The sequence below is a fragment of the Cedecea davisae DSM 4568 genome (genome assembly GCF_000412335.2).
Lineage (GTDB): Bacteria > Pseudomonadota > Gammaproteobacteria > Enterobacterales > Enterobacteriaceae > Cedecea > Cedecea davisae.
In genome coordinates this window covers 3820104-3838958 of the sequence record NZ_KE161030.1, presented here as the reverse complement: position 1 = coordinate 3838958, position 18855 = coordinate 3820104, and the positions used below count along the sequence as shown (strand labels likewise).

21 protein-coding genes are annotated in these 18855 nt (G+C 54.5%); 14 read left to right on the top strand and 7 right to left on the bottom strand.

Annotated elements, in window-relative coordinates:
• Positions 1–38: 38 nt before the first annotated feature.
• The 8 genes from HMPREF0201_RS17415 (at position 39) to HMPREF0201_RS17380 (ending at position 3213) form a co-directional block, all read left to right on the top strand.
• On the top strand, positions 39–476 hold the full coding sequence (locus tag HMPREF0201_RS17415) for a hypothetical protein (RefSeq protein WP_024198335.1): 438 nt from the start codon (positions 39–41) through the stop codon (positions 474–476).
• Positions 477–542: 66 nt separating this feature from the next.
• The gene (locus tag HMPREF0201_RS17410; protein ID WP_000912997.1) at positions 543–953 is read left to right on the top strand and encodes a hypothetical protein; all 411 of its coding nucleotides are present in this window, start codon (positions 543–545) and stop codon (positions 951–953) included.
• A gap of 77 nt (positions 954–1030) precedes the next feature.
• The gene (locus tag HMPREF0201_RS17405) at positions 1031–1267 is read left to right on the top strand and encodes a DUF905 domain-containing protein (RefSeq protein WP_000004273.1); all 237 of its coding nucleotides are present in this window, start codon (positions 1031–1033) and stop codon (positions 1265–1267) included.
• An 85-nt stretch (positions 1268–1352) separates the two neighbouring features.
• Positions 1353–1811, top strand: coding sequence for an antirestriction protein (locus HMPREF0201_RS17400; RefSeq protein ID WP_016538084.1), 459 nt, complete (start codon positions 1353–1355; stop codon positions 1809–1811).
• A 15-nt stretch (positions 1812–1826) separates the two neighbouring features.
• A complete protein-coding gene (locus HMPREF0201_RS17395) occupies positions 1827–2303 on the top strand; it encodes a JAB domain-containing protein (RefSeq protein WP_000811694.1) in 477 nt (158 codons plus the stop codon).
• An 8-nt stretch (positions 2304–2311) separates the two neighbouring features.
• On the top strand, positions 2312–2533 hold the full coding sequence (locus HMPREF0201_RS17390) for a DUF987 domain-containing protein (RefSeq protein ID WP_000691995.1): 222 nt from the start codon (positions 2312–2314) through the stop codon (positions 2531–2533).
• 18 nt (positions 2534–2551) lie between these two features.
• Positions 2552–2869, top strand: a complete 318-nt coding sequence (locus HMPREF0201_RS17385) for a type IV toxin-antitoxin system YeeU family antitoxin (protein ID WP_000065326.1) — start codon at positions 2552–2554, stop codon at positions 2867–2869.
• Positions 2870–2889: 20 nt separating this feature from the next.
• Entirely contained in the window at positions 2890–3213 is a 324-nt protein-coding gene (locus HMPREF0201_RS17380) for a TA system toxin CbtA family protein (RefSeq protein ID WP_000698542.1), read from the top strand.
• 218 nt (positions 3214–3431) lie between these two features.
• Here the strand turns inward: HMPREF0201_RS17380 and HMPREF0201_RS17375 are convergent, their stop codons facing one another.
• Positions 3432–4364, bottom strand: coding sequence for a WYL domain-containing protein (locus HMPREF0201_RS17375; protein WP_016538083.1), 933 nt, complete (start codon positions 4362–4364; stop codon positions 3432–3434).
• 637 nt (positions 4365–5001) lie between these two features.
• Between HMPREF0201_RS17375 and HMPREF0201_RS17370 the strand changes: the two genes are divergently transcribed.
• Complete coding sequence (locus HMPREF0201_RS17370) at positions 5002–6528, top strand: peptide MFS transporter (RefSeq protein ID WP_016538081.1); 1527 nt, start codon at positions 5002–5004, stop codon at positions 6526–6528.
• 138 nt (positions 6529–6666) lie between these two features.
• Here HMPREF0201_RS17370 and HMPREF0201_RS17365 read toward each other — a convergent pair whose 3' ends face one another.
• Together HMPREF0201_RS17365 and HMPREF0201_RS17360 are read right to left on the bottom strand one after the other, a co-directional pair.
• Positions 6667–7935, bottom strand: coding sequence for a chloride channel protein (locus HMPREF0201_RS17365; protein WP_016538080.1), 1269 nt, complete (start codon positions 7933–7935; stop codon positions 6667–6669).
• Between the two features lie 98 nt (positions 7936–8033).
• A complete protein-coding gene (locus HMPREF0201_RS17360) occupies positions 8034–9395 on the bottom strand; it encodes an MFS transporter (protein ID WP_016538079.1) in 1362 nt (453 codons plus the stop codon).
• A 130-nt stretch (positions 9396–9525) separates the two neighbouring features.
• On the opposite strand from HMPREF0201_RS17360, the gene HMPREF0201_RS17355 reads away from it, so the two are divergent.
• Entirely contained in the window at positions 9526–10419 is an 894-nt protein-coding gene (locus HMPREF0201_RS17355) for a LysR substrate-binding domain-containing protein (protein ID WP_016538078.1), read from the top strand.
• Positions 10420–10456: 37 nt separating this feature from the next.
• On the opposite strand, the gene HMPREF0201_RS17350 is transcribed toward HMPREF0201_RS17355, so the two are convergent.
• Genes HMPREF0201_RS17350 through HMPREF0201_RS17340 form a run of 3 tightly spaced genes read right to left on the bottom strand, consistent with a single transcriptional unit; the run spans position 10457 to position 13600 of the window.
• Positions 10457–12019, bottom strand: coding sequence for a DHA2 family efflux MFS transporter permease subunit (locus HMPREF0201_RS17350; RefSeq protein ID WP_016538077.1), 1563 nt, complete (start codon positions 12017–12019; stop codon positions 10457–10459).
• The gene (locus tag HMPREF0201_RS17345; RefSeq protein ID WP_016538076.1) at positions 12016–13059 is read right to left on the bottom strand and encodes an HlyD family secretion protein; all 1044 of its coding nucleotides are present in this window, start codon (positions 13057–13059) and stop codon (positions 12016–12018) included. Before HMPREF0201_RS17345 ends, HMPREF0201_RS17350 begins: the two co-directional genes overlap by 4 nt.
• The gene (locus HMPREF0201_RS17340; RefSeq protein WP_016538075.1) at positions 13043–13600 is read right to left on the bottom strand and encodes a winged helix-turn-helix transcriptional regulator; all 558 of its coding nucleotides are present in this window, start codon (positions 13598–13600) and stop codon (positions 13043–13045) included. The genes HMPREF0201_RS17345 and HMPREF0201_RS17340 overlap by 17 nt, the downstream gene beginning before the upstream one ends.
• 277 nt (positions 13601–13877) lie before the next feature.
• Between HMPREF0201_RS17340 and HMPREF0201_RS17335 the strand changes: the two genes are divergently transcribed.
• From HMPREF0201_RS17335 to HMPREF0201_RS17320, 4 genes are all read left to right on the top strand, one after another.
• A complete protein-coding gene (locus HMPREF0201_RS17335; protein WP_016538074.1) occupies positions 13878–15044 on the top strand; it encodes a methyl-accepting chemotaxis protein in 1167 nt (388 codons plus the stop codon).
• Between the two features lie 365 nt (positions 15045–15409).
• Positions 15410–16261, top strand: coding sequence for an SDR family NAD(P)-dependent oxidoreductase (locus HMPREF0201_RS17330; protein ID WP_039898771.1), 852 nt, complete (start codon positions 15410–15412; stop codon positions 16259–16261).
• Positions 16262–16365: 104 nt separating this feature from the next.
• The gene (locus HMPREF0201_RS17325; RefSeq protein WP_016538072.1) at positions 16366–16935 is read left to right on the top strand and encodes a TetR/AcrR family transcriptional regulator; all 570 of its coding nucleotides are present in this window, start codon (positions 16366–16368) and stop codon (positions 16933–16935) included.
• Between the two features lie 25 nt (positions 16936–16960).
• Complete coding sequence (locus HMPREF0201_RS17320) at positions 16961–17644, top strand: NAD-dependent epimerase/dehydratase family protein (RefSeq protein WP_016538071.1); 684 nt, start codon at positions 16961–16963, stop codon at positions 17642–17644.
• Here the strand turns inward: HMPREF0201_RS17320 and HMPREF0201_RS17315 are convergent, their stop codons facing one another.
• Complete coding sequence (locus HMPREF0201_RS17315; RefSeq protein WP_016538070.1) at positions 17645–18841, bottom strand: TCR/Tet family MFS transporter; 1197 nt, start codon at positions 18839–18841, stop codon at positions 17645–17647. It lies immediately after the preceding gene.
• Positions 18842–18855 lie beyond the last annotated feature (14 nt).

Sequence of the window (18855 nt, the reverse complement as noted above, 5' to 3'; positions counted from 1 at the left end):
ACCGCTACCTGATTCTTTCTCTGTTTAGGACCAACGTAATGAAAACACTGATTAAAGTACTGGGTATTACCGGCAGCCTTCTGCTCTGTGTGGGCGCTCAGGCTCAGCCTTATAACCGGACCCTCCCTGCTGTAGTTAATGACAACAACGGGAACATTTTCTGGTGCGATGCGCATCGTCAGGTTACCGGAAAATGCGAAGCCATGTCTGTTGACCGCCTGGGCGGGATGGTCACGGTGCGTTCCGCACCCTTTAAAGACTGCGAAGGCGGCCTGTGGGGCTGGATAACTATCATGCGCAACGATGTGTCGAAAGGATTCACCATTACTCCGGACAAGAAATACGGACTCACCGTAAAAGACCTGTGCCGTCCGGGCACGGTAGTGACCTTTAAACCCAACCAGAAGAAGCCGGAATATGACGACCTGGTGGCACTTTACCAGGGCAAAGAGCTGTTTCGCTACCGGCGCTTCTGATAACACCCGATATCAACCTCTCTCATTTTGCCCGACAGCGGGCTGGATTAATTCAGGAAGAAGACCATGCTGAAAATAATGACCTCTGCTGTACCTGCCCTCATTCTGTCACTTGCCGCCTTCAGTGCCGGTGCCGCTCAGCTTCCGGCAAGTCTGATGGATAAAGACAATCCCGGCCAGGAGTACTGGTGCCAGGGAAACGACATCAATACGTCCATGTGCTCACTGACCGGTGTCAGCGACGACCATAAATTTGCCCTGATTCAGGACCTGCCGGGCCCAGCCTGTGAAGATTTAAGCTTCGGGATTATCGACCTGGTGCGCCAGACCGGCATCAATGTTCCTTACGATGGTGGTGACTGTAAGGGCGATGTGAAGGCCGGTTTTGTACGCAGCGCGGAAGATAATGCCCTGTATGTGAAGATTGTTCGGGGCAGCAAAACCCTGCGGCTGTATAAGGTACAAACCGGTTACTGACAATCTCCCCACACCCGCATATTCCCAAAGCCCCTGACGCGTCTGCGTCAGGGGCTTTTGCTTTTAAGGTACATCGAATGTCTGAATCTCACATGCTGCCACCGGGACCTTTTACCCGACAGCAGGCCGAAGCGGTTACCCGCAGGTATCGCAACATCAGCATTGAAGACGACCAGGGCACACACTTCCGCCTGGTGGTTCGTGACTCTGAAGGTCGAATGATCTGGCGGGCGTGGTGCTTTGAACCGGATGCCGGTGAAGGGCTTAACCGTTATATCCGCAACTCAGGCATGCTCAGAGCATCCTCCTCCTGACCACACCCATTCATCATCCCTGTCTGTCCTTTATTTCCCATACGCCAGCCATCGTCGCTGGCGTTTTTATTGACGGAGAAAATCCATGACGACACAAACTCAATGCGAATTGGTACCCGCTAATGAACCTCAATTTGCCCTTACAGCAACACCAGTACCTGACGAACAGCGTCTCGATTTCTGGCCGCTGTACTTTGGCACTATCCCGCAGTGGATAACGCTGGAACCGCGTATTTTCGCCTGGATGGAGCGCTTTTGTGATGAGTACAGCGGTGGTATCTGGTCCTTTTACACGCTCAGTAATGGCGGCGCGTTTATGGCCCCTGATGCTGACGGTGGCGATAAATGGCATCTGTTTAATAGCATGAACGGCAATGGCGCGGAAATGAGCGTGGAAGCCGCAGGTATCGCGGTCTGCATGATTGAATACAGCCATCACGCCTGTCGCACAGAGTGTGACGCAATGACCGCACACTATTATCGCTTGCGGGACTATGCCCTGCAGCATCCTGAAGCTCACGCCATTCTGCGTATCATCGACTGAACGGAGGAACAAAGGATGAAACAGCTCTCCTTTTTACCCGGCGAGATGACGCCACAGGACCGGCGTCTCATTCAGCGGGCGCTCAGGGCTCTGGAGCGGCACCTGCATGAGCCAGGGGTAGCCTTCACCTCTACTCACGCCGTTCGGGAGTGGTTGCGACTGCATATGGCCGCACTTGAGCGGGAAGAGTTCCGGGTGCTGTATCTGGATAATCAGAACCAGCTTATCGCCCATGAGACGCTCTTTAGTGGCACGATTAACCGCACCGAGGTCCATCCCCGGGAAGTGGTCAAACGTGCACTGCACTTCAATGCGGCGGCGGTGATACTGGTGCATAACCATCCTTCCGGCGAGACGACACCCAGCCAGGCTGACAAAGCCCTCACGCAGCGACTGACTCAGGTACTTCAACTGGTGGATATCCGTATTCCTGACCATCTGATTGTTGGTGGCAGGCAAATCTATTCGTTCGCAGAACACGGTCTGTTGTGAGGTATTACATGAAAATTATCAGTAAACGCCGGGCAATGACGATATACCGCCAGCATCCTGAGTCCCGAATCTTTCGCTACTGCACCGGAAAATATCAGTGGCACGGTAGCGTCTGTCATTACACCGGCAGGGATGTTCCGGATATCACAGGAGTCCTGGCTGTGTACGCCGAACGCCGCCAGGACCGCAACGGGCCTTATGCCTGCCTGATGAGCATCACCCTGAACTGACAATTGTGGAGAACTGTAATGAGCAACATCATTTGGGGCCTGCAGCGCGATATCACGCCGCGCCTGGGAACACGTCTGGTGCAGGAGGGCAACCAGCTGCACTACCTGGCTGACCGGGCCTGTATCACAGGTAAGTTCAGTGATGCCGAATGTCTTAAGCTGGATGTGGCATTTCCGCATTTTATCAGCCGGATGGAATCCATGCTGAGCACGGGTGAAATGAATCCTCGCCACGCCCACTGCGTCACCCTGTACCACAACGGTTTTACCTGCGAAGCCGATACCCTTGGCAGTTGTGGCTATGTATACGTCGCTGTTTATTCCACTCAGCGCTAACAAATTTCACGAGAACAAATATGAAAATTCTACCGGCTACAATTTCGCGGGCGGCGAAGCCCTGCCTGCCACCCGTTGCAGTCTGGCAATTGCTTCTTACACGGCTACTGGAAAAACACTATGGTCTGACCCTGAACGATACGCCGTTCAGTGATGAAACCGTTATAAAGGAACATTTCGATGCCGGTATCACTCTCGCTAATGCCATTAACTTTCTAGTGGAAAAGTACGAACTGGTTCGTATCGATCGCAGAGGGTTTAGCTGGCAAGAACAAACGCCATATCTCACGAATATTGATATCATGAGGGCCCGCCGCGATCTGGGTTTATTAAATCGTAATTAGTCTGATGCTACTGGTGTCGCTGCTTTCGAGTATGCCTGCCATTTGCTATCATCTCGCTTCCTGCTGATTTATCGACAAAGGTAATTACTTGAATTCAAAGCCTCTGTGCTTTGGGGGTATCTTTGGGGGTATAAGTTAAGATATAACTTGAAAATTCTATATTTTTCAAGTTATTGGCGGGGTTGTTCTAACCCCTTCGCCCGCTCCAGCTTCTTTCTTCACTCCTCCAAAACTCTCAGCAAATCAGGCAGTTCCCCAGATTTCATTGCACCGCTGGTTTCTACTCGCGTATTGAAGTCCTTATTAAAATCTTCTTTCAGCGGCGCGGGTGCCAGAATGTGAATATCCGGCAGCCAGTAGCGCAACCAGCGGAACAGCGTGTGTTTGTCGCTGATGGCGGTTGTTAGCGTCAGGCTGCCGTCTTCGTGGGTTTGTAAGATGCGCTGTGCGGGGAAAAGCGCCCGTCGTGTGACATAGGCGGCGGCATGAGCCGAAACCCAAAGCGTGGCCTCAATACGTTTCCCAAAACGAATACCGGTGGTGGCGTTTAGCTCCTCAATCACTTCCTCATCTAACGCGAATTGCTTATCAGACAGGCTAAAGCCTTCAATTCGTGCGAGTTCAAAGGCCTTGAGATGGCCATCTTCTACGGCGGCTAAATACCACAAGCCATATTGATTAATCAGGCGGTAGGGCTGTACGGCTCTATTTTTACCGCGGTAGGCATAATGCGTCTCCAGGCGGCCAGAAATTGCTTTATCCAGCTTGTCTATCAGGTCGCTGAATGGGCGATTCTCCCTGCTGCTCGCTCCCTGAATTGTTATGTTCTCTACCTTCTTCATACGCTTACGCAGAGACTGCCCGTCGTTATGCGGGAACAGGTGCGCTACCCCGGCAAAATTAGCGAACTCGGCGAGATGCCCGGCGTGCAGCGAGGGCAGCAGATGTTCGCTCAGTTTGTAACGCCCGTTTGATATTTCATCCAAAACGGGTGCAAGCCGCGCCAGATCGCGGTAGGCCGTTCGTTCCGTTACGCCAAATTGGGCACACAGCCAGTTTTTGTCGATGGCATTACCTTGATAAAGCGCGCCGAAGGTTTCGCATAACCGGTTAATAAGCAGGTCGTGTTTCTTGCTGGTGTCGTTTTTCATTTTTGTCCAGGAGCACGCGGTATTGAAAAGCTAACCACCGCAGCGGGAGAAAATTCCTGCTGCCTGATTTGTCTTAAGTGACTCTTTGAGTAGTCATTAACGGCATAAACGGTGAAAACTAAAATCTAAAACACTATCAATTTTGATAGGCCGCATAGGGTTAATGCTACTTCAGAGGTTTGACAGGTGGTGTCAGCGGAACAATCCAGACGGGTATTTCAATAGTTGCCAGGGAGAAAAAGCGTGCGAGGAGAAGACGCTGCATTGTTGCTGCCCATTAGGTTAAAGGCGGACTATTTATAGGTTTTATTGTGGCAGAGGGTAAAGTAAAGATAATTGTTATTAATGCATTGTTTTTAATGATTATTTTTAAAAATAATGAACTACTTGATTGTCAATATACAACCCTTCTTTTGTCATCATTTATCGTGAAAAATGCGATTTAAATCGACTTTTCATCTAAAAAGTGGGTAATTGGCAATGAATCCGCTTCGTTACTGAGTGATTTCCTAATGAACTACGCTAAAGTGTCGCTCGCCGCTAATTGTTAGCATTTTGATAAAAACGATACCTGAGTGCTGATGTCGGCGCTTTTATCAACACCGCCTCACAAAAGATAACCAATGGGAGTTCACAGATGAACCATTCTGCGACTAAAACAAAAACCTTTTTCGGGCATCCGTACCCGCTAAGTTCGCTATTCCTCACAGAAATGTGGGAGCGATTCTCCTTCTACGGCGTTCGCCCGCTGCTGATCCTGTTTATGAGCGCCGCACTTTTACAGGGGGGGATGGGGCTGCCAATCGACCAGGCATCCGCCATTGTCGGGATTTTCGCCGGGGGCGTGTACATAACTTCTTTGCCGGGTGGATGGTTAGCCGATAACTGGCTGGGTCAGCGTCGTGCGGTCTGGTATGGCTCTTTGATCATTGCTCTTGGTCATTTGTCTATCGCCATGTCGGCATTCCTGACCAACACCTTCTTCTTTATTGGCCTGCTGCTGATAGTGCTGGGAACCGGGTTATTCAAAACCTGTATCACGGTGATGGTCGGCACGCTGTACAAAAAAGAAGATACCCGCCGCGACGGTGGCTTCTCGCTGTTTTATATGGGCATTAATATGGGGTCGTTTATCGCCCCGTTAATTATCGGCCCGCTGCACGAAAAATATGGCTGGCATATGGGCTTCGGCCTTGGTGGCCTGGGCATGCTGGTCGCTCTGTTCATTTTCCGTTTCTACGCTATTCCACAGATGCGCCGCTATGACAAAGAAGTTGGCCTGGATTCGACCTGGAATCACCCGACCGTTCAGCGCAAAAACGTGGGTAAATGGGTCACGCTGGCGATGGTGCTGCTTGCCGGGCTGGTGGTATTGATTTCTAACGGTACTATTCCGTTTAACCCGACGGTTATCGCCAAAAGCTCCGCTTATATCATCTCAACCTGCGTGGGCATCTATTTCCTGTTTATGTTCTTCTTTGCGGGCTTGACCAGCAGCGAGCGTTCCCGCCTGCTGGCCTGCTTTATTCTGCTGATAGCGGCGGCATTCTTCTGGTCGGCGTTTGAGCAGAAGCCAACCTCTTTTAACATCTTTGCGCGCGACTATACCGACCGCCAGATGGGGGCGTTTGAAATCCCTACTATCTGGTTCCAGTCTATCAACGCCCTGTTTATCATCCTGTTAGCGCCTGTGTTCAGCTGGTTCTGGCCTTCTCTGGCTAAGCGCAATATGAACCCGAGTAGCATGACGAAGTTTGTCATCGGCATTTTGTTTGCCGCTGCGGGATTTGCCGTGATGATGGCGGCTGCAAACCAGGTGCTGGCTACGCAAAGCGGCGTTTCGCCGTTCTGGCTGGTGGGGAGCATCCTGCTGCTAACGCTTGGTGAGCTTTGCCTCAGCCCAATTGGTCTGGCAACCATGACCCTGCTGGCACCGCAGAAAATGCGTGGTCAGGTGATGGGCTTGTGGTTCTGCGCCAGCGCGTTGGGCAACCTTGCTGCGGGTATCATGGGTGGGCACATTAATAAAGAGCAGCTAAGCTCGATGCCGGATCTGTTCTCCCATGTTTCTATGGCCCTGGTTATCTGCGCCGTTGTGCTGGCCGCGTTGATTATCCCGGTGAGAAATATGCTAAGAAATGCTGATGCGAACGAAGTGAAATAACGGCTGTTAAGCATCTCGCCCGGTAGCCTTTGTGGGGTATCGGGCTTTTTCCACGCAGCAAGATCCGCCTCTATCTGTTCACGCTTCTTTTTGACGAAGACAACCGCATCGCTTACAAGCAGCAGCGCTCGCGTGCTCTCAGTACAGATACTTCTTGTCCAGAATTCGGCAGGTAATAAATGCCCCGGCGGCGCACAGCAGCGCTGGCGCAAAATAACTGTGGTCCATATGGGTGAACTCCATGACCAGCGCTACGGCGGTTATCGGCATCTGCATTGATGCCGCGAGGAACGCCGCGCCGCCAACCAGCGCAAAGCTGCCGATGTCCCCGCCGGGGAACAGCATCTGCCAGAAAATAGCCAGCAGCAAACTCAGCAGGGCGCCAACCGTTAATCCTGGCGTCAGCAGCCCGCCTTCTGCACCCGCGCGGAGTACGGCAAGAATGACCACCAGTTTCAGGGCCAGCAGAATTGCCGCGGCGTAAAAGCCAAGGCCGTTACTGATAGCCAGCTGCATCGGCCCCTTGCCATTACCCGGTAGCTGAGGGAACCAGAGGCTTAACGCCGCCAGCAGGGAAAATGCCAGCAGGCAAAACGCCGGCATCTGCCAGTTGGTTTTGACCCGGGTTCGCACGCCAGTGGTCGCCTTGCGGAACAGCCATGCCGCCGCACCAAGCAGCGGACCTGCGACAATTGCCCAGCCCATAAAGGAGTGGGGGAGCACAAACGAAGTGAAATGATATTGAGATTCGTCGCCTAAACCGAGTGTGGCAACCCAGGCCGCCACCGCGGAGGTAATAACCGCCGCCAGCGCTTTCTCCCAGCTAAATGAGAGCAGCAAAACTTCCAGCGTAAACAGCGCGCCTGCCAGCGGAACGTTATAAACCGCCGCCAGCCCGGCCCCGGCTCCGCAGGCAATGAGTGTCCTGGTTTCGTTTTCATAGAGGCCAAATTTGCGTACCACAATTCCTGCCGCCAGAGCACCCATTTCTCGCGGAGCGACCTCGCGGCCGAGTGGGGATCCGAGCGCTACGGTAATAATTTGCAGCAAGGCGTGAAGGGTCGTTGTGCCTGTGGGCATGGGCGTGGAGGGGGAGGCGACCGCGGCGGTAATCGAAACGCGTTTTTTACCGTAACGCGCCAGCAGCCACCAGCCAAAACCGGCAACCATCCCGCCGCCAATAACGGCCGCCAGCCGCCGCAGATGCTGCGAGCCTGTGACGCCCTCAAGGAAGGTTTCGTTGCTGATGAGCCGATCCAGGCTGTAGCCGAAGGCCAGATGCTGAATAGCATGCAGGATCAGCGCCAGTAACATCCCCGCGATACCGGCCAGCACGCCCGTCAGCAGCACGGCAGCCAGGCGAGCCAGATAGTTTTTGCCGCCAGCCTGTTCAGTTTGCTGAGTCATTATCGGATTCCTTAACGCGGGGAAAGCTGGATGATAAGGGATAAGAATTAAACATTTAGTATAAATGTAGCATTCATCCAGCCGGCGTCATTCAGAGCTTATTTCGCTGCCTGCCGCTCGCCTGTGCACAAGGCAATCAACATGCCGACCAGCGCAGCGCCGCACAAAACGCGGAACACCGCCGCCCAGTCGGTCATCGTCGGGCCGGTGCCAAGAATAACGGAGATAGCGGCCAGCATCATCGCGCCCGCCATATACTGGCTGGTTGCCATCAGCGCGCTGGCGCGTCCCTGCTGCTGGAGCGGAACCGCCGTCAGCCCTACGGCAAACATCGCCGGGAAAATTAAACCGTGGCCCAGGCCGCTCAGGGCAATCCCCACAATAAAGATTACGGAAAGCAGATCGTCCAGCGAGATAGACAGCAACCACAATCCCAGAGCAGAGCAGGCAAAGCCAATACCCAGCACAAGCGCGTTGGAATAACTGGCACTAAGGCGGGTATACAGCGCGTTGCCCGCGACAATCAGCAGCGCCAGAGGTGTGAACATCAACCCGGTGGTGACGGGATCCAGGTGAAGCGTTTGCTGCCAAAGTAGCGTCATGGCGTAAAACTGGCTGCCGACGCTTGCCATATAACAGGCGCTGCTGAGCCAGCCGCTTTGCAGGCCCGGTAATGCCCTTAGCGAGCGGGCAAGCAGCGGCCGGGGAGCATAACGCTCATGCAGAACAAAAAGCAGCAGCATGGCAACGGCAAGGCGATTGGCTGAGTAGTCAACTGCGCCGGTTTCGGCATAACGCGTCATCGCCCAAACCAGCGCCCCCGCAGCCGCGCAGCCCACCAGAGCGCCGATCCCGGTGCGGTGCGTTTCTCCGTTCTGGCTCTGCGGCAAATAGTCCCGGCGCACCAGCCACAGCGCAATTAAGCCCGGCGGAACGTTAATAAAGAAGATAGTTCTCCAGTCCAGCGCGGCCAGTATGCCGCCCAGCATCACGCCTGCCACCAGGCCCAGCGCGCCAACCGAACTCCAGATAGCCAGCGCGCGGCGATGAGCCTCGCCGTGGAAACGCTGCGCCATCAGCGCCAGGACCGCCGGTTGCAATATTGCGGCGGCGATCCCTTGTCCGCAGCGGGCAATCAGCAGCATCCCGCCGCTTTGTGCCAGGCCACCCAGGACGGATGAAAGCAAAAAAAGCGCCATGCCAATGCTGAAAATACGGCGCGCCCCGAGCCTGTCGCACAGGCTTCCGCCCAATAACAGCAGTGCAGCAAACGTCAAACCATAGAGGGAGACGACCCACTGCATCTCGCTGAGCGAAAGATTCAATTCGTGGGCGAGAGTAGGCAGCGCCACGTACACAATCGCGTAGTCCAGCGCGATCAGCGCCTGAGCAATGCCGGGAGCCAGCAAAGCGATATAGCGCGTGGAGGCGGGCGCTGTCATCGCATTGATTTGAGTCATCGGAGGTTCCTGTTAATCTGTATAGGATGAATAATCCTCATTGGATTATTGCCGTCAGCAACAGGCTACGCCCGGTTTGGTAGGGCAATCAAAATCATATTTTTCAGCAAAAGATGAGTTAAATTCATTCATGAAATTACGCCGATTGCCGCCGCTCTCCTCTATTCGGGCTTTTGACGCCGTTGCCCGCCACGCCAGCTTTAAAGCCGCGGCCGGGGAAATTGGCGTAACGCCAACCGCCATCAGCCACCAAATTCGCGCGCTGGAAGAATCGCTTAATCAGCGGTTGTTTGTCCGTTCCGCGCGCGGCGTGGCTTTAACCGGTGCCGGGGAGATCTTGTTTCGCGCTTCCGGGCATATATTCACTACGCTGCGCGAGGCGGTGGAGGCTATCGATCACACGGCTCTGCCGGGGGCGCTGACGCTCAGCACCACCTCTAATTTTCTCACCAACTGGCTGGTGCCGCGCCTGCCTTCTCTGCATCGCGAGCACCCTGAGCTGGAGCTGCGTTTCCACAGCAGTGTTGAGCTGGCCGACCTGCGCGGGACGATGGCAGACTGCGCGATCCGCTACAGCATGCAGGCGGACAGCGTGCTTGAAAGTACGCTGTTGCATCAGGATAAATTTGTGCTGGTAGCCAGCCCTCAGCTTAAGCTCCACAGCCCGAAGGATTTGGCCGGGCTAACGCTGTTTCATATTGAGAATCGCCATGTACCCAGCCCCGAACCAAGCTGGCAGCACTGGAAGGAGGTCTTCGGCCCGGCGGATTTAGCCGTGCAGTCGGGGATCCGTTTTGATGATGAAACGCACGCCATCCAGGCCGCCATTGCCGGGCAGGGCGTATTGCTTGCCAGCGAGTTGTTGATTCGCCGGGCGCTGGAGCAGGGGTTGCTGCATATCGCCCTGCCGGGCGCGCTGCCCGGTGCGAATTATTACTTTGTGACCAGCCCTGAAAAAGCGGGCAGGCGGGATGTGCAGGAGTTCAAAGCATGGCTACAGCAGGCGTTTGAAACCGCCAGTTAAAGATACTCCACCCGACGTATAACGCCTCTCCGGGATATCACTGTGCCTGCGGTTTTTTCATCAACGGAACCAGCAGCGCGGCAATTAAAAAACCTATCATTATCAGATAAAAAGCATCCGAGAATGCCTGGGTTCGTGCCTCGCGTAGCGCCAGCGATGAGAGATTCTTCAGCGCCCCCGTGGCGGCGGCATCCGGCGATATCCCCTGGGTGACCAGGTTTGCCGTACCACGCTGAACAAAATCACTCATCGCCAGGTTGGCGTTATTTAAATGATCCGCCAGGCGGCTGTAATGCAGGTTTGTTCTGTCGTTAAGTACCGTTCCGCACAGGGCGATGCCGATAGCGCCGCCCAGGTTACGCATTAAATTAAACAGGCCGGATGCCAGCTTCAGGCGGGCCGGAGGCAGACTACCGAGCGTTAAGGTTACGGTTGGCGCGACGGCAAACTGCTGGGCCAGGCCGCGAAAAGCCTGCGGCAGCAGCAACTGATCGGCCCCCCAGTCATGGGTGATCGGCACGAAGCTGTACATTGAGAAAGCAAAGCCGACCAGCCCGGCCATCAGCAGCCAGCGGAGATCGACCCGGTTAGCCAGCCACGAGTAGAAGGGGATAGACATCACCTGGAACAAACCGGTGGAGAAGACCGCCAGGCCAATCTCAAGGGCGCTAAAACCGCGCACCGTGCCGAGATACAGAGGGGTTAAGTAAATGGTGGCAAAAATGCCGACTCCGGCCATAAACGAGAAGTAACAGCCGAGGCTGAAAGTTCTGTCCTGCAGGGCGCGCAGATCCATAACCGGCTGCGGGTGGCGCAGGGTGCGAACAATAAAGACGATGCCGCACAGCAGCGCTATCCAGCCGGTGGTGGTCAGCGTTGTATCGTCAAACCAGCCCCAGCGCGGGCCTTCTTCAAGGGTATATTCCAGGCAGCCCAGCGAGGCGGCGAGCAGCAGAATACTGAAATAATCCGCCCCCCGCAGAAGGGAGGGATTTGGCGAGTCCACCTTGACCAGTAGCGGCACGGCGATGGCGATATAAATGCCGGGCACGACGTTAATAAAGAACAACCAGTGCCAGTTAAAATTTTCAGTGATCCAGCCGCCGACCGTCGGCCCCAGCGTTGGAGCCAGCGAAGCAAGGCCGCCAATGGTTGCGGCTGCGATCACCCGCTGCTTTCCCTGGAAAAAAGCGAAGGCGGTGGTAAAAACTAGCGGGATCATTGAGCCGCCAGCCAGCCCTTGTAATGCGCGGAAGGCGATCATGCTTTGGATATTCCACGCCCAGCCGCACAGCAGGCTCATCAGGGTAAAGCCCGCGGCCGAAGCGGCAAACAGCCAGCGAGTCGACATCACCCGCGCCAGCCAGCCTGAAAGTGGAATAATAATGATCTCGGCGATCAGGTAGCTGGTTTGCACCCAGACGGTTTCATCGTCGCCTGCTGACAGGCCGCCTCCGATGTCACGTAGCGAAGCGGAGACAATCTGGATGTCGATAAGCGCAATAAACATCCCCACGCACATACTGGCGAAGGCGAAGATCTTTTTCCCCATCGGCATAGATATGCCCTGAGGCAGCGGAACGGCCTTGGTGCTACTCATCGGGTGCTCTTTTGATCGACGGTGACAATGACCGACAGCCCCGGGCGCAGCACGTCAAGTTTCGCCCCATCGCCTTCCAGAGCGATGCGAACCGGCACGCGCTGAACGATTTTGGTGAAGTTGCCGGTGGCGTTTTCAGCCGGAAGAATGCTGAAGCGCGAGCCGGTAGCCGGTGCAAGGCTTGCAATATGGCCTTTAAAAGTGTGGTCTGGCAGCACGTCCGCAACCACGGTTACCGGCTGCCCGGCGCGCATGTGCGCCAGCTGGTTTTCCTTAAAGTTAGCGTCAATCCACAGCCCCCCGGAGGGGACCAGCGAAAGTAATTGCGTGCCGCTGCTGACAAACGATCCTGACCAGGCGCGGCGATTTCCGATTACGCCATCAAACGGGGCGCGGATCTCGGTGTAGCTGAGATTAAGTTTTGCCAGCGCCAGATTAGCCTGTGCCTGCTCCAGCGCGGCCTGGGTTTGTTTTTCGCGAGCGTCGAGCACCGCCAGCTGGCGTTCGGCTACAGTTTTATCCGCCAGGGCTTTGCTTTGTTCGGCTCTGGCGCGGCGGTAATCGGCGGAGGCATTGTCGCGTGTCTGGGCTGAAATAGCGCTCGTCGCCTCCAGCGCGCCGTAGCGGCGGTTATCATTTGCCGATTTCTCCGTTGCCGCTGTTGCTGCTGCAAGCGAAGCAGAAGAACCCATAATTGTGGCCTGCTGTAGCTGCCTTGTTGCCGCGATATCCGCCAGCGCTGCCTGTTGGGCCGCAACCTCGCCGCGGGCTTTTGCCAGCGCGGCCTGATAATCACGATCGTCAATACGAATCAGCAGGTCGCCTTTTTTCACCGCCATATTGTCCTGCACGGCTAGCTGCTGAATGTACCCAGAAACCTTGGTGGATATGGCGCTGATATCGCCGCCAACGTAGGCATCGTCGGTAGACTGCATATAGCGCCCGGCGTGCCACCAGTGGGCACCATAACCTGCCGCCGCCAGAATCGCCGCCCCGAGTACGGCCAGCGTGAGCATTTTTTTCTTACTGGCCGGATTCATTGTTGGCGTCTCTGTAAGGTTCAGGTTGGAATTTTTGCCCGACTTCGCCCGCGCGCTTGCGCAGCAGGTATTCGTGGCGGTATTTCATCATCGGCGAAGCGGCAGGGCCGGGAACCATGGTGTACTTGCCCGGAACGATAGCCTCCCCGGTTTGCTTATCGACCATTACCGGCTCTACCGGACGCTGGGTTTCATTTTCTACCAGTTGCATCTGGCGGCCTTCCGGTGAGAAGTGGCGGCTACCCCATTCGGCCAGCGCCAGCAGGACTATGTGGAAGTCGCGGCCGCTTTGAGTCAGGTGGTATTCATAGCGAGGCGGCGTGCTGCTGTAGCAGACTTTTTCCAGCAGCCCGTCGTCTACTAACTCCTTCAGGCGGCGCGACAGAATGTTTGGCGCGACGTTGCTGCTCTTCTGGAACTCATCGAAGCGGGTAAATCCGGCGAAGGCATCACGCAGGATCATGATGCTCCAGCTATCACCGATGCGGCCGAGGCTGCGGGCGATGGGGCAGGGAGCGTTGCACAGCGGTTCATTTTTCATGGTCTGGCCTGAGGGCGAATGTCATTTGCGCTCAAATTGACATGGTAACTATCAAAATGCAAGTCACTAATCAGTCGGCTTGTGTACGTGCTCTTGCGCTGGTGGAGAGGCTTTGGATATATTGATAAAGGCGGCGTTCTTAATCCAAAAGTGCGGATTAAAAATCCTTTAAGTTGACTTACGGAAGCATATAACTTCAATCTTTTTTGGGCGATGGCTTTTCTATCAATCCAGGTAATAAATAATATACCCCCCCGTGCAAGTCACAGGACTACTTATGCTTAAGAATGCCAGCGTTCGCAGCGTTATTTTCTTCTTTTTAGCGATATCGTTTTTAGTTATCGATTTATTGGCGTTCAGTTTATCTGCGAATCTTTATGTTCTGATAATGTTAAATATTGCCTGGGCAATATTGTTGACCTCTCTCTGGACGTATATGACGATATATCTTGTACGGCCGATTAATAACGTTAAAAGAAGCATAGATGAGATAAACTCCGGAAACTTGTCGGTGCATATTCCTGAGTTTGGTAATAATTGCGCCGGGCGCTTAATTCCCGGCATAAATACGCTTTCGGCCGAAATTACTACCCTGGTAATGGATATTCGTAAATCTTCCCAGTCTGCCAATACGTTATCTGAAAATCTGGCGCACCAAAGCGCGACGCTGTCGGTGAAAACCGAGCAGCAGTCGGCGATGCTTATCCAGACCGCTGCCAGCATGGAGCAGATTTCGGCGGGTACCAAAAATAATGCTGAAAGCACCCGCCAGCTCAGCGGTATCACCAGCGGAGCGCACCGTTCGGCTAACCACGGCAGCGACCTGATGCAGAAGCTGACCAGCAATATGACCTCGATTACCGACTGTGCCAATAAGATGACGGAAATCATTACCATCATCGACAGCATTGCCTTCCAGACCAATATTCTGGCGCTGAATGCCGCAGTTGAAGCGGCGCGTGCCGGCGAGCATGGAAAAGGTTTTGCGGTGGTAGCGGGCGAAGTAAGAAACCTGGCGCATAAAAGCTCTGAGTCCGCCAAGAATATTAAATCACTGATTGATATTACTAATCAAAACGTATTACAGGGCGCAAGTCTGGTGTCCGAAGCGGAAAAAAATATGAAGGATATTGTTTCCGGGTCGGAAAATATTGATGCGCTAATGGGGCATATATTTATCTCAACAAACGAGCAGGAAAAAGGGATTCAGCAAATTACCAGCGCGCTGTCCGAACTGGAAAAAGCCACCCAGACAAATGTTGCGGTGGTTGAAGAACTGGCCGGTTCTTCCGAAGTGCTGAATAAACAGGTATTTGAGCTGGAAAAAAGAACCAGCACATTACGCCTCGGCGATAATGATGAAGCTAAAGTTGTACAATCGGCGCGGCCCGTGCCGCGCAGGGTGCCAAAAAGAGAAGAAGAGGGGCACTGGCAAACATTCTAAAATGCCGTGTCGGATACAATAAAGCCCTGAGTCTCAACGCTTCGGGCTTTATTGTTTTATCTGCTGCTTGAGTGTGGCCAGATCGCGCGACAAACGCTTCCTGGCGCAATATGCTGCTTTATCGAACGCTCCCCCCTGGTTTTTCCCTTGCCCATCAGAAAAAATTCTGTCTGTATCGGACTGATAAAACTCATTTTAAATCGCCCCTCCGACTGCCGGGCGAATAAATTTCACCGTCATGTATTGCAAATAAAATCGTCAATCTTATAATTGAGTGAGTGGTCAGTCATTTATTGGTTGGCCGTAATACACCGCACATAAGCCTTACCGGCAGCGTGCAGCGCCTGATAACTAAGGGGAAAAAGATGACGTCTAAAACTGAAAAGTGGTTTATCACCGGTGCTTCCGGCGGCCTTGGCCTGGCGCTGACCCGTCGCGTACTGGAAGCCGGGCACACCGTAGTTGCCGCCGTACGTAATCCGGCAGCTCTGGCAGAGCTGAGCCAGCAATTTTCCTCGCAGCTTGTTGTTGAGAAGCTGGACGTAACGGATTTTGCCAGCTTGCCGGAAATCGCTAAAAAGCACGCCGACAGCGACATTATTGTGAACAACGCGGGCGGCGCGATTATTGGCGCAATGGAAGAGTTTAGCGAGCAGGAAATCGAGCATCAATTTGCTTTAAACCTGCTCTCCCCGGTACACATTACGCGTGCTTTCCTTCCGGCTCTGCGGGCTAAGAAACAGGGACGCCTGATTTACGTTTCCAGCATGGGCGGGCGCGTTGCTTTCCCCGGCGGTGCGTTTTATCACGCGGCTAAATATGGTCTTGAAGGTTTTGCTGAGACAGTGGCCCAGGAAGTTGCTGAATTCAATATCAAGGTGCAAATCATCGAACCTGGCTCGATTAAAACCAACTTCCAGGCCAACGTGCGCTGGACCGAAGAAACCGCGGCCTACAAAGACGGCACCGTGGGGCAACTACGCCGCTGGATTGCCGAGCACGGTGAGGAAAGTAACTCAGGTGACCCGGTTAAAATGGCGAACGCCATCTATACCCTGAGCCAGCAGCCGGAACCGGAATTGCGTACCGTTCTGGGCGCGGACGCCTTCCAGATCCTTAAAGGCAGCTACCAAAAAAGCCTGCAATCTCTGGAGTCGCAGCAGGAGATTTCCGTCTCCGTCGCTATTGAAGGCAAAACCGGGTTTATTCCCGAGTAACACCGTTCCTCCCGCAAACGGCGGGAGGAAAGCAAAGCTAAAATCCAGGCGGCTAAATCTATTACACTGTGCTCACTGAATTTACCGGCCCCGGAGGCGTAATAATGGCAAGACCACTAAGCCCGCAAAAACATGCGGCACTTCTTGAAGCGGCGGTGCAGACGGTTGCCGAAAGTGGTTTATCGGCCACTACGGCCAGCATTGCTAAACGTGCCGGTGTGGCGGTAGGAACGCTGTTTACCTACTTTCCGACCAAAGAGCAGCTGCTTAATGAAGTGTATTTGATGCTGAAGCAGGATATGTCCGACCTGCTGGTCGCCGGTTACCCGAAGGATGCCGAATTTCGCACTCAGATATTGCATATCTGGCGGGGCTACACCGAATGGTCGCTGAGAAATCCTGAAGGGAAGCGGGTATTAAGGTTGTTGACGGTGTCAGAGCTGCTAACGCCGGAAACCATCGCCAGCACGCCGGAGGCGCTAAACCAGGCGGATAAAATGTTTGATAACGCCATTAAGCAGTCGCTGTTCGTCACCGACAGCAAAGCGTTTATCTACGCCGTTATCCAGAATATTTCCGATGCTACCAGCGAGCAAATTGCAAAACACCCAGCGGATAAAGAAGCGCTGCTGGAACTGGGCTTTGGAATGATGTGGCGTGCTATTTCTGCCTGACTCTACTTTTTAACAGGTACTGCTGATGAAAATTGTGATTGTTGGTTCTGGCGGCATGGTCGGGCAGGGCGTGCTGCGGGCAAGCCTGGCGGCGAAAGACGTTAGCGAGATTATTTTGCTGGTCAGGAACGAGCCTGAAGGCGTTGCTGACCCGCGTGTGCGCCATATCGTAAATAAAGATCTGCTGACCTTTGATGCATCAGACCCTCTGTTCAGCGACGTTGACGGCTGCTTCTTCTGCGCCGGGATCAGCTCATCCGGCGTCAGCGAAGAGGTTTATCGCCGGGTCACTTACGATATGACGCTGCGCGTTGCGGAACAGCTCAAGGCCAGCAGCCCGCAGATGAAGTTTATTTATGTATCCGGCGCGGGGGCTGACGCCAGCGGCAAGAGTTCACAGATGTGGGCTCGGGTGCGCGGCGAAGTGGAAAACAAGCTACAGGCGTTGTTTACCGGCAATGTCGCCATTTTCCGCCCGGCGTTCATTCTGCCGACGCCGGATGTCCAGTCCCGCACTCCGGCTTATCGGCTGTTATACATCGTCATCGCACCGATAATGCGGCTTATCAGCGCGGTTACCGGCAAGCGCTTTTTATCCATTATCGACATCGGCAACGCGATGCTGAACATTACGCGCTACGGGACCGATAAAGTCATTATGAGCAAGCCGGACATCGTGACCTGCGCCGACAAACACAGCGCGACCTGACTACAGGCGCTGCGGCTGCTCCGCCTGCCTGCTTCTGGTGCCGAGCAGCACCAGCGGCACCGCGACGGCGTACACCGCAATCACTGATAACCAGATAGCGCCGGGCCACTGCTTTTGCACCACAAAGTAGAAGCTGGAAAAGCCCAGCGGAGCAATTATCGACGCCAGGCTAACCGACGACGCGAGAATGCCCTGTAATTGCCCCTGGCTGCCGGAATCTACCTTGCGGGTAGCTAAAGCCTGTAGCGCCGGGGTGCCTACTCCGCCGAGGGCAAACAGCGGCATAATCACAAACACCAGCCAGCCTTGCTGAGTAAAAGCCAGCATCGCCAGCGCCGCGCAGGAGCTGGCAATCCCGAACAGCACCGCACCCCGCTCGCCCAGCACCCGGGTTACCGGGCCGGGAAGTAGCGCCTGGGTCAGCGTCTGGCAAATGCCGTAAGCCCCCAGCGAAAGCCCAATCCACAGGCCGTTCCAGCCGAAAGTATCAAATCCCCACAGCGCCCAGCAGGTGCCGTAGACCTCGCCGGTGGCGCTTAAAATGAAAAATACCAGCGCAATCGGGATAAGCCCCTTCATGGCGAAAATTTTACGCAGCGGCAGCAGCGGGTTGAGCGTGGCCAGCCTGAAAGGCTGGCGTTCCGGCTGGCGTGATTCCGGCAGCATAAATAGCGCCATCAGCAGATTGCAGCCGTTGAGGACGGCGGCGGCGATAAACGGCAGGCGTACCCAGTAATCACCAAGCAACCCACCCAACACCGGGCCGATAATAAAGCCCGCGCCAAACATAGCGTTAAACAACCCGAAACGGCGAGCGCGTTTATCCTCCGGGCTAACATCGGTGATATACGCCATCGCGACCGAAACGTTGGCGCTGGTTAACCCGGCTATGGCGCGGCCGAGCAGCAGCATCCACAGCTGAGGGGCAAAGGCCATAATCAGATAGTTAATGGCCGCACCTGCCAGCGAAATCAGCAGCACCGGGCGGCGACCATAATTGTCGCTTAATGCACCCAGCAAAGGGGCAAAGACAAACTGCATCAGCGCATAAAGCGCGGTCATGATGCCTATCCAGTGGGCAATGTCCTGACTCTGCGTGACCTGTTCCAGCAGCCTGGGAAGGATAGGAAACACCAGACCGATACCAACGGCATCAAGGCAGATGGCGGAGAAAATAACCACAAGGGCTTTGTTCATGGTTTACCTGTACT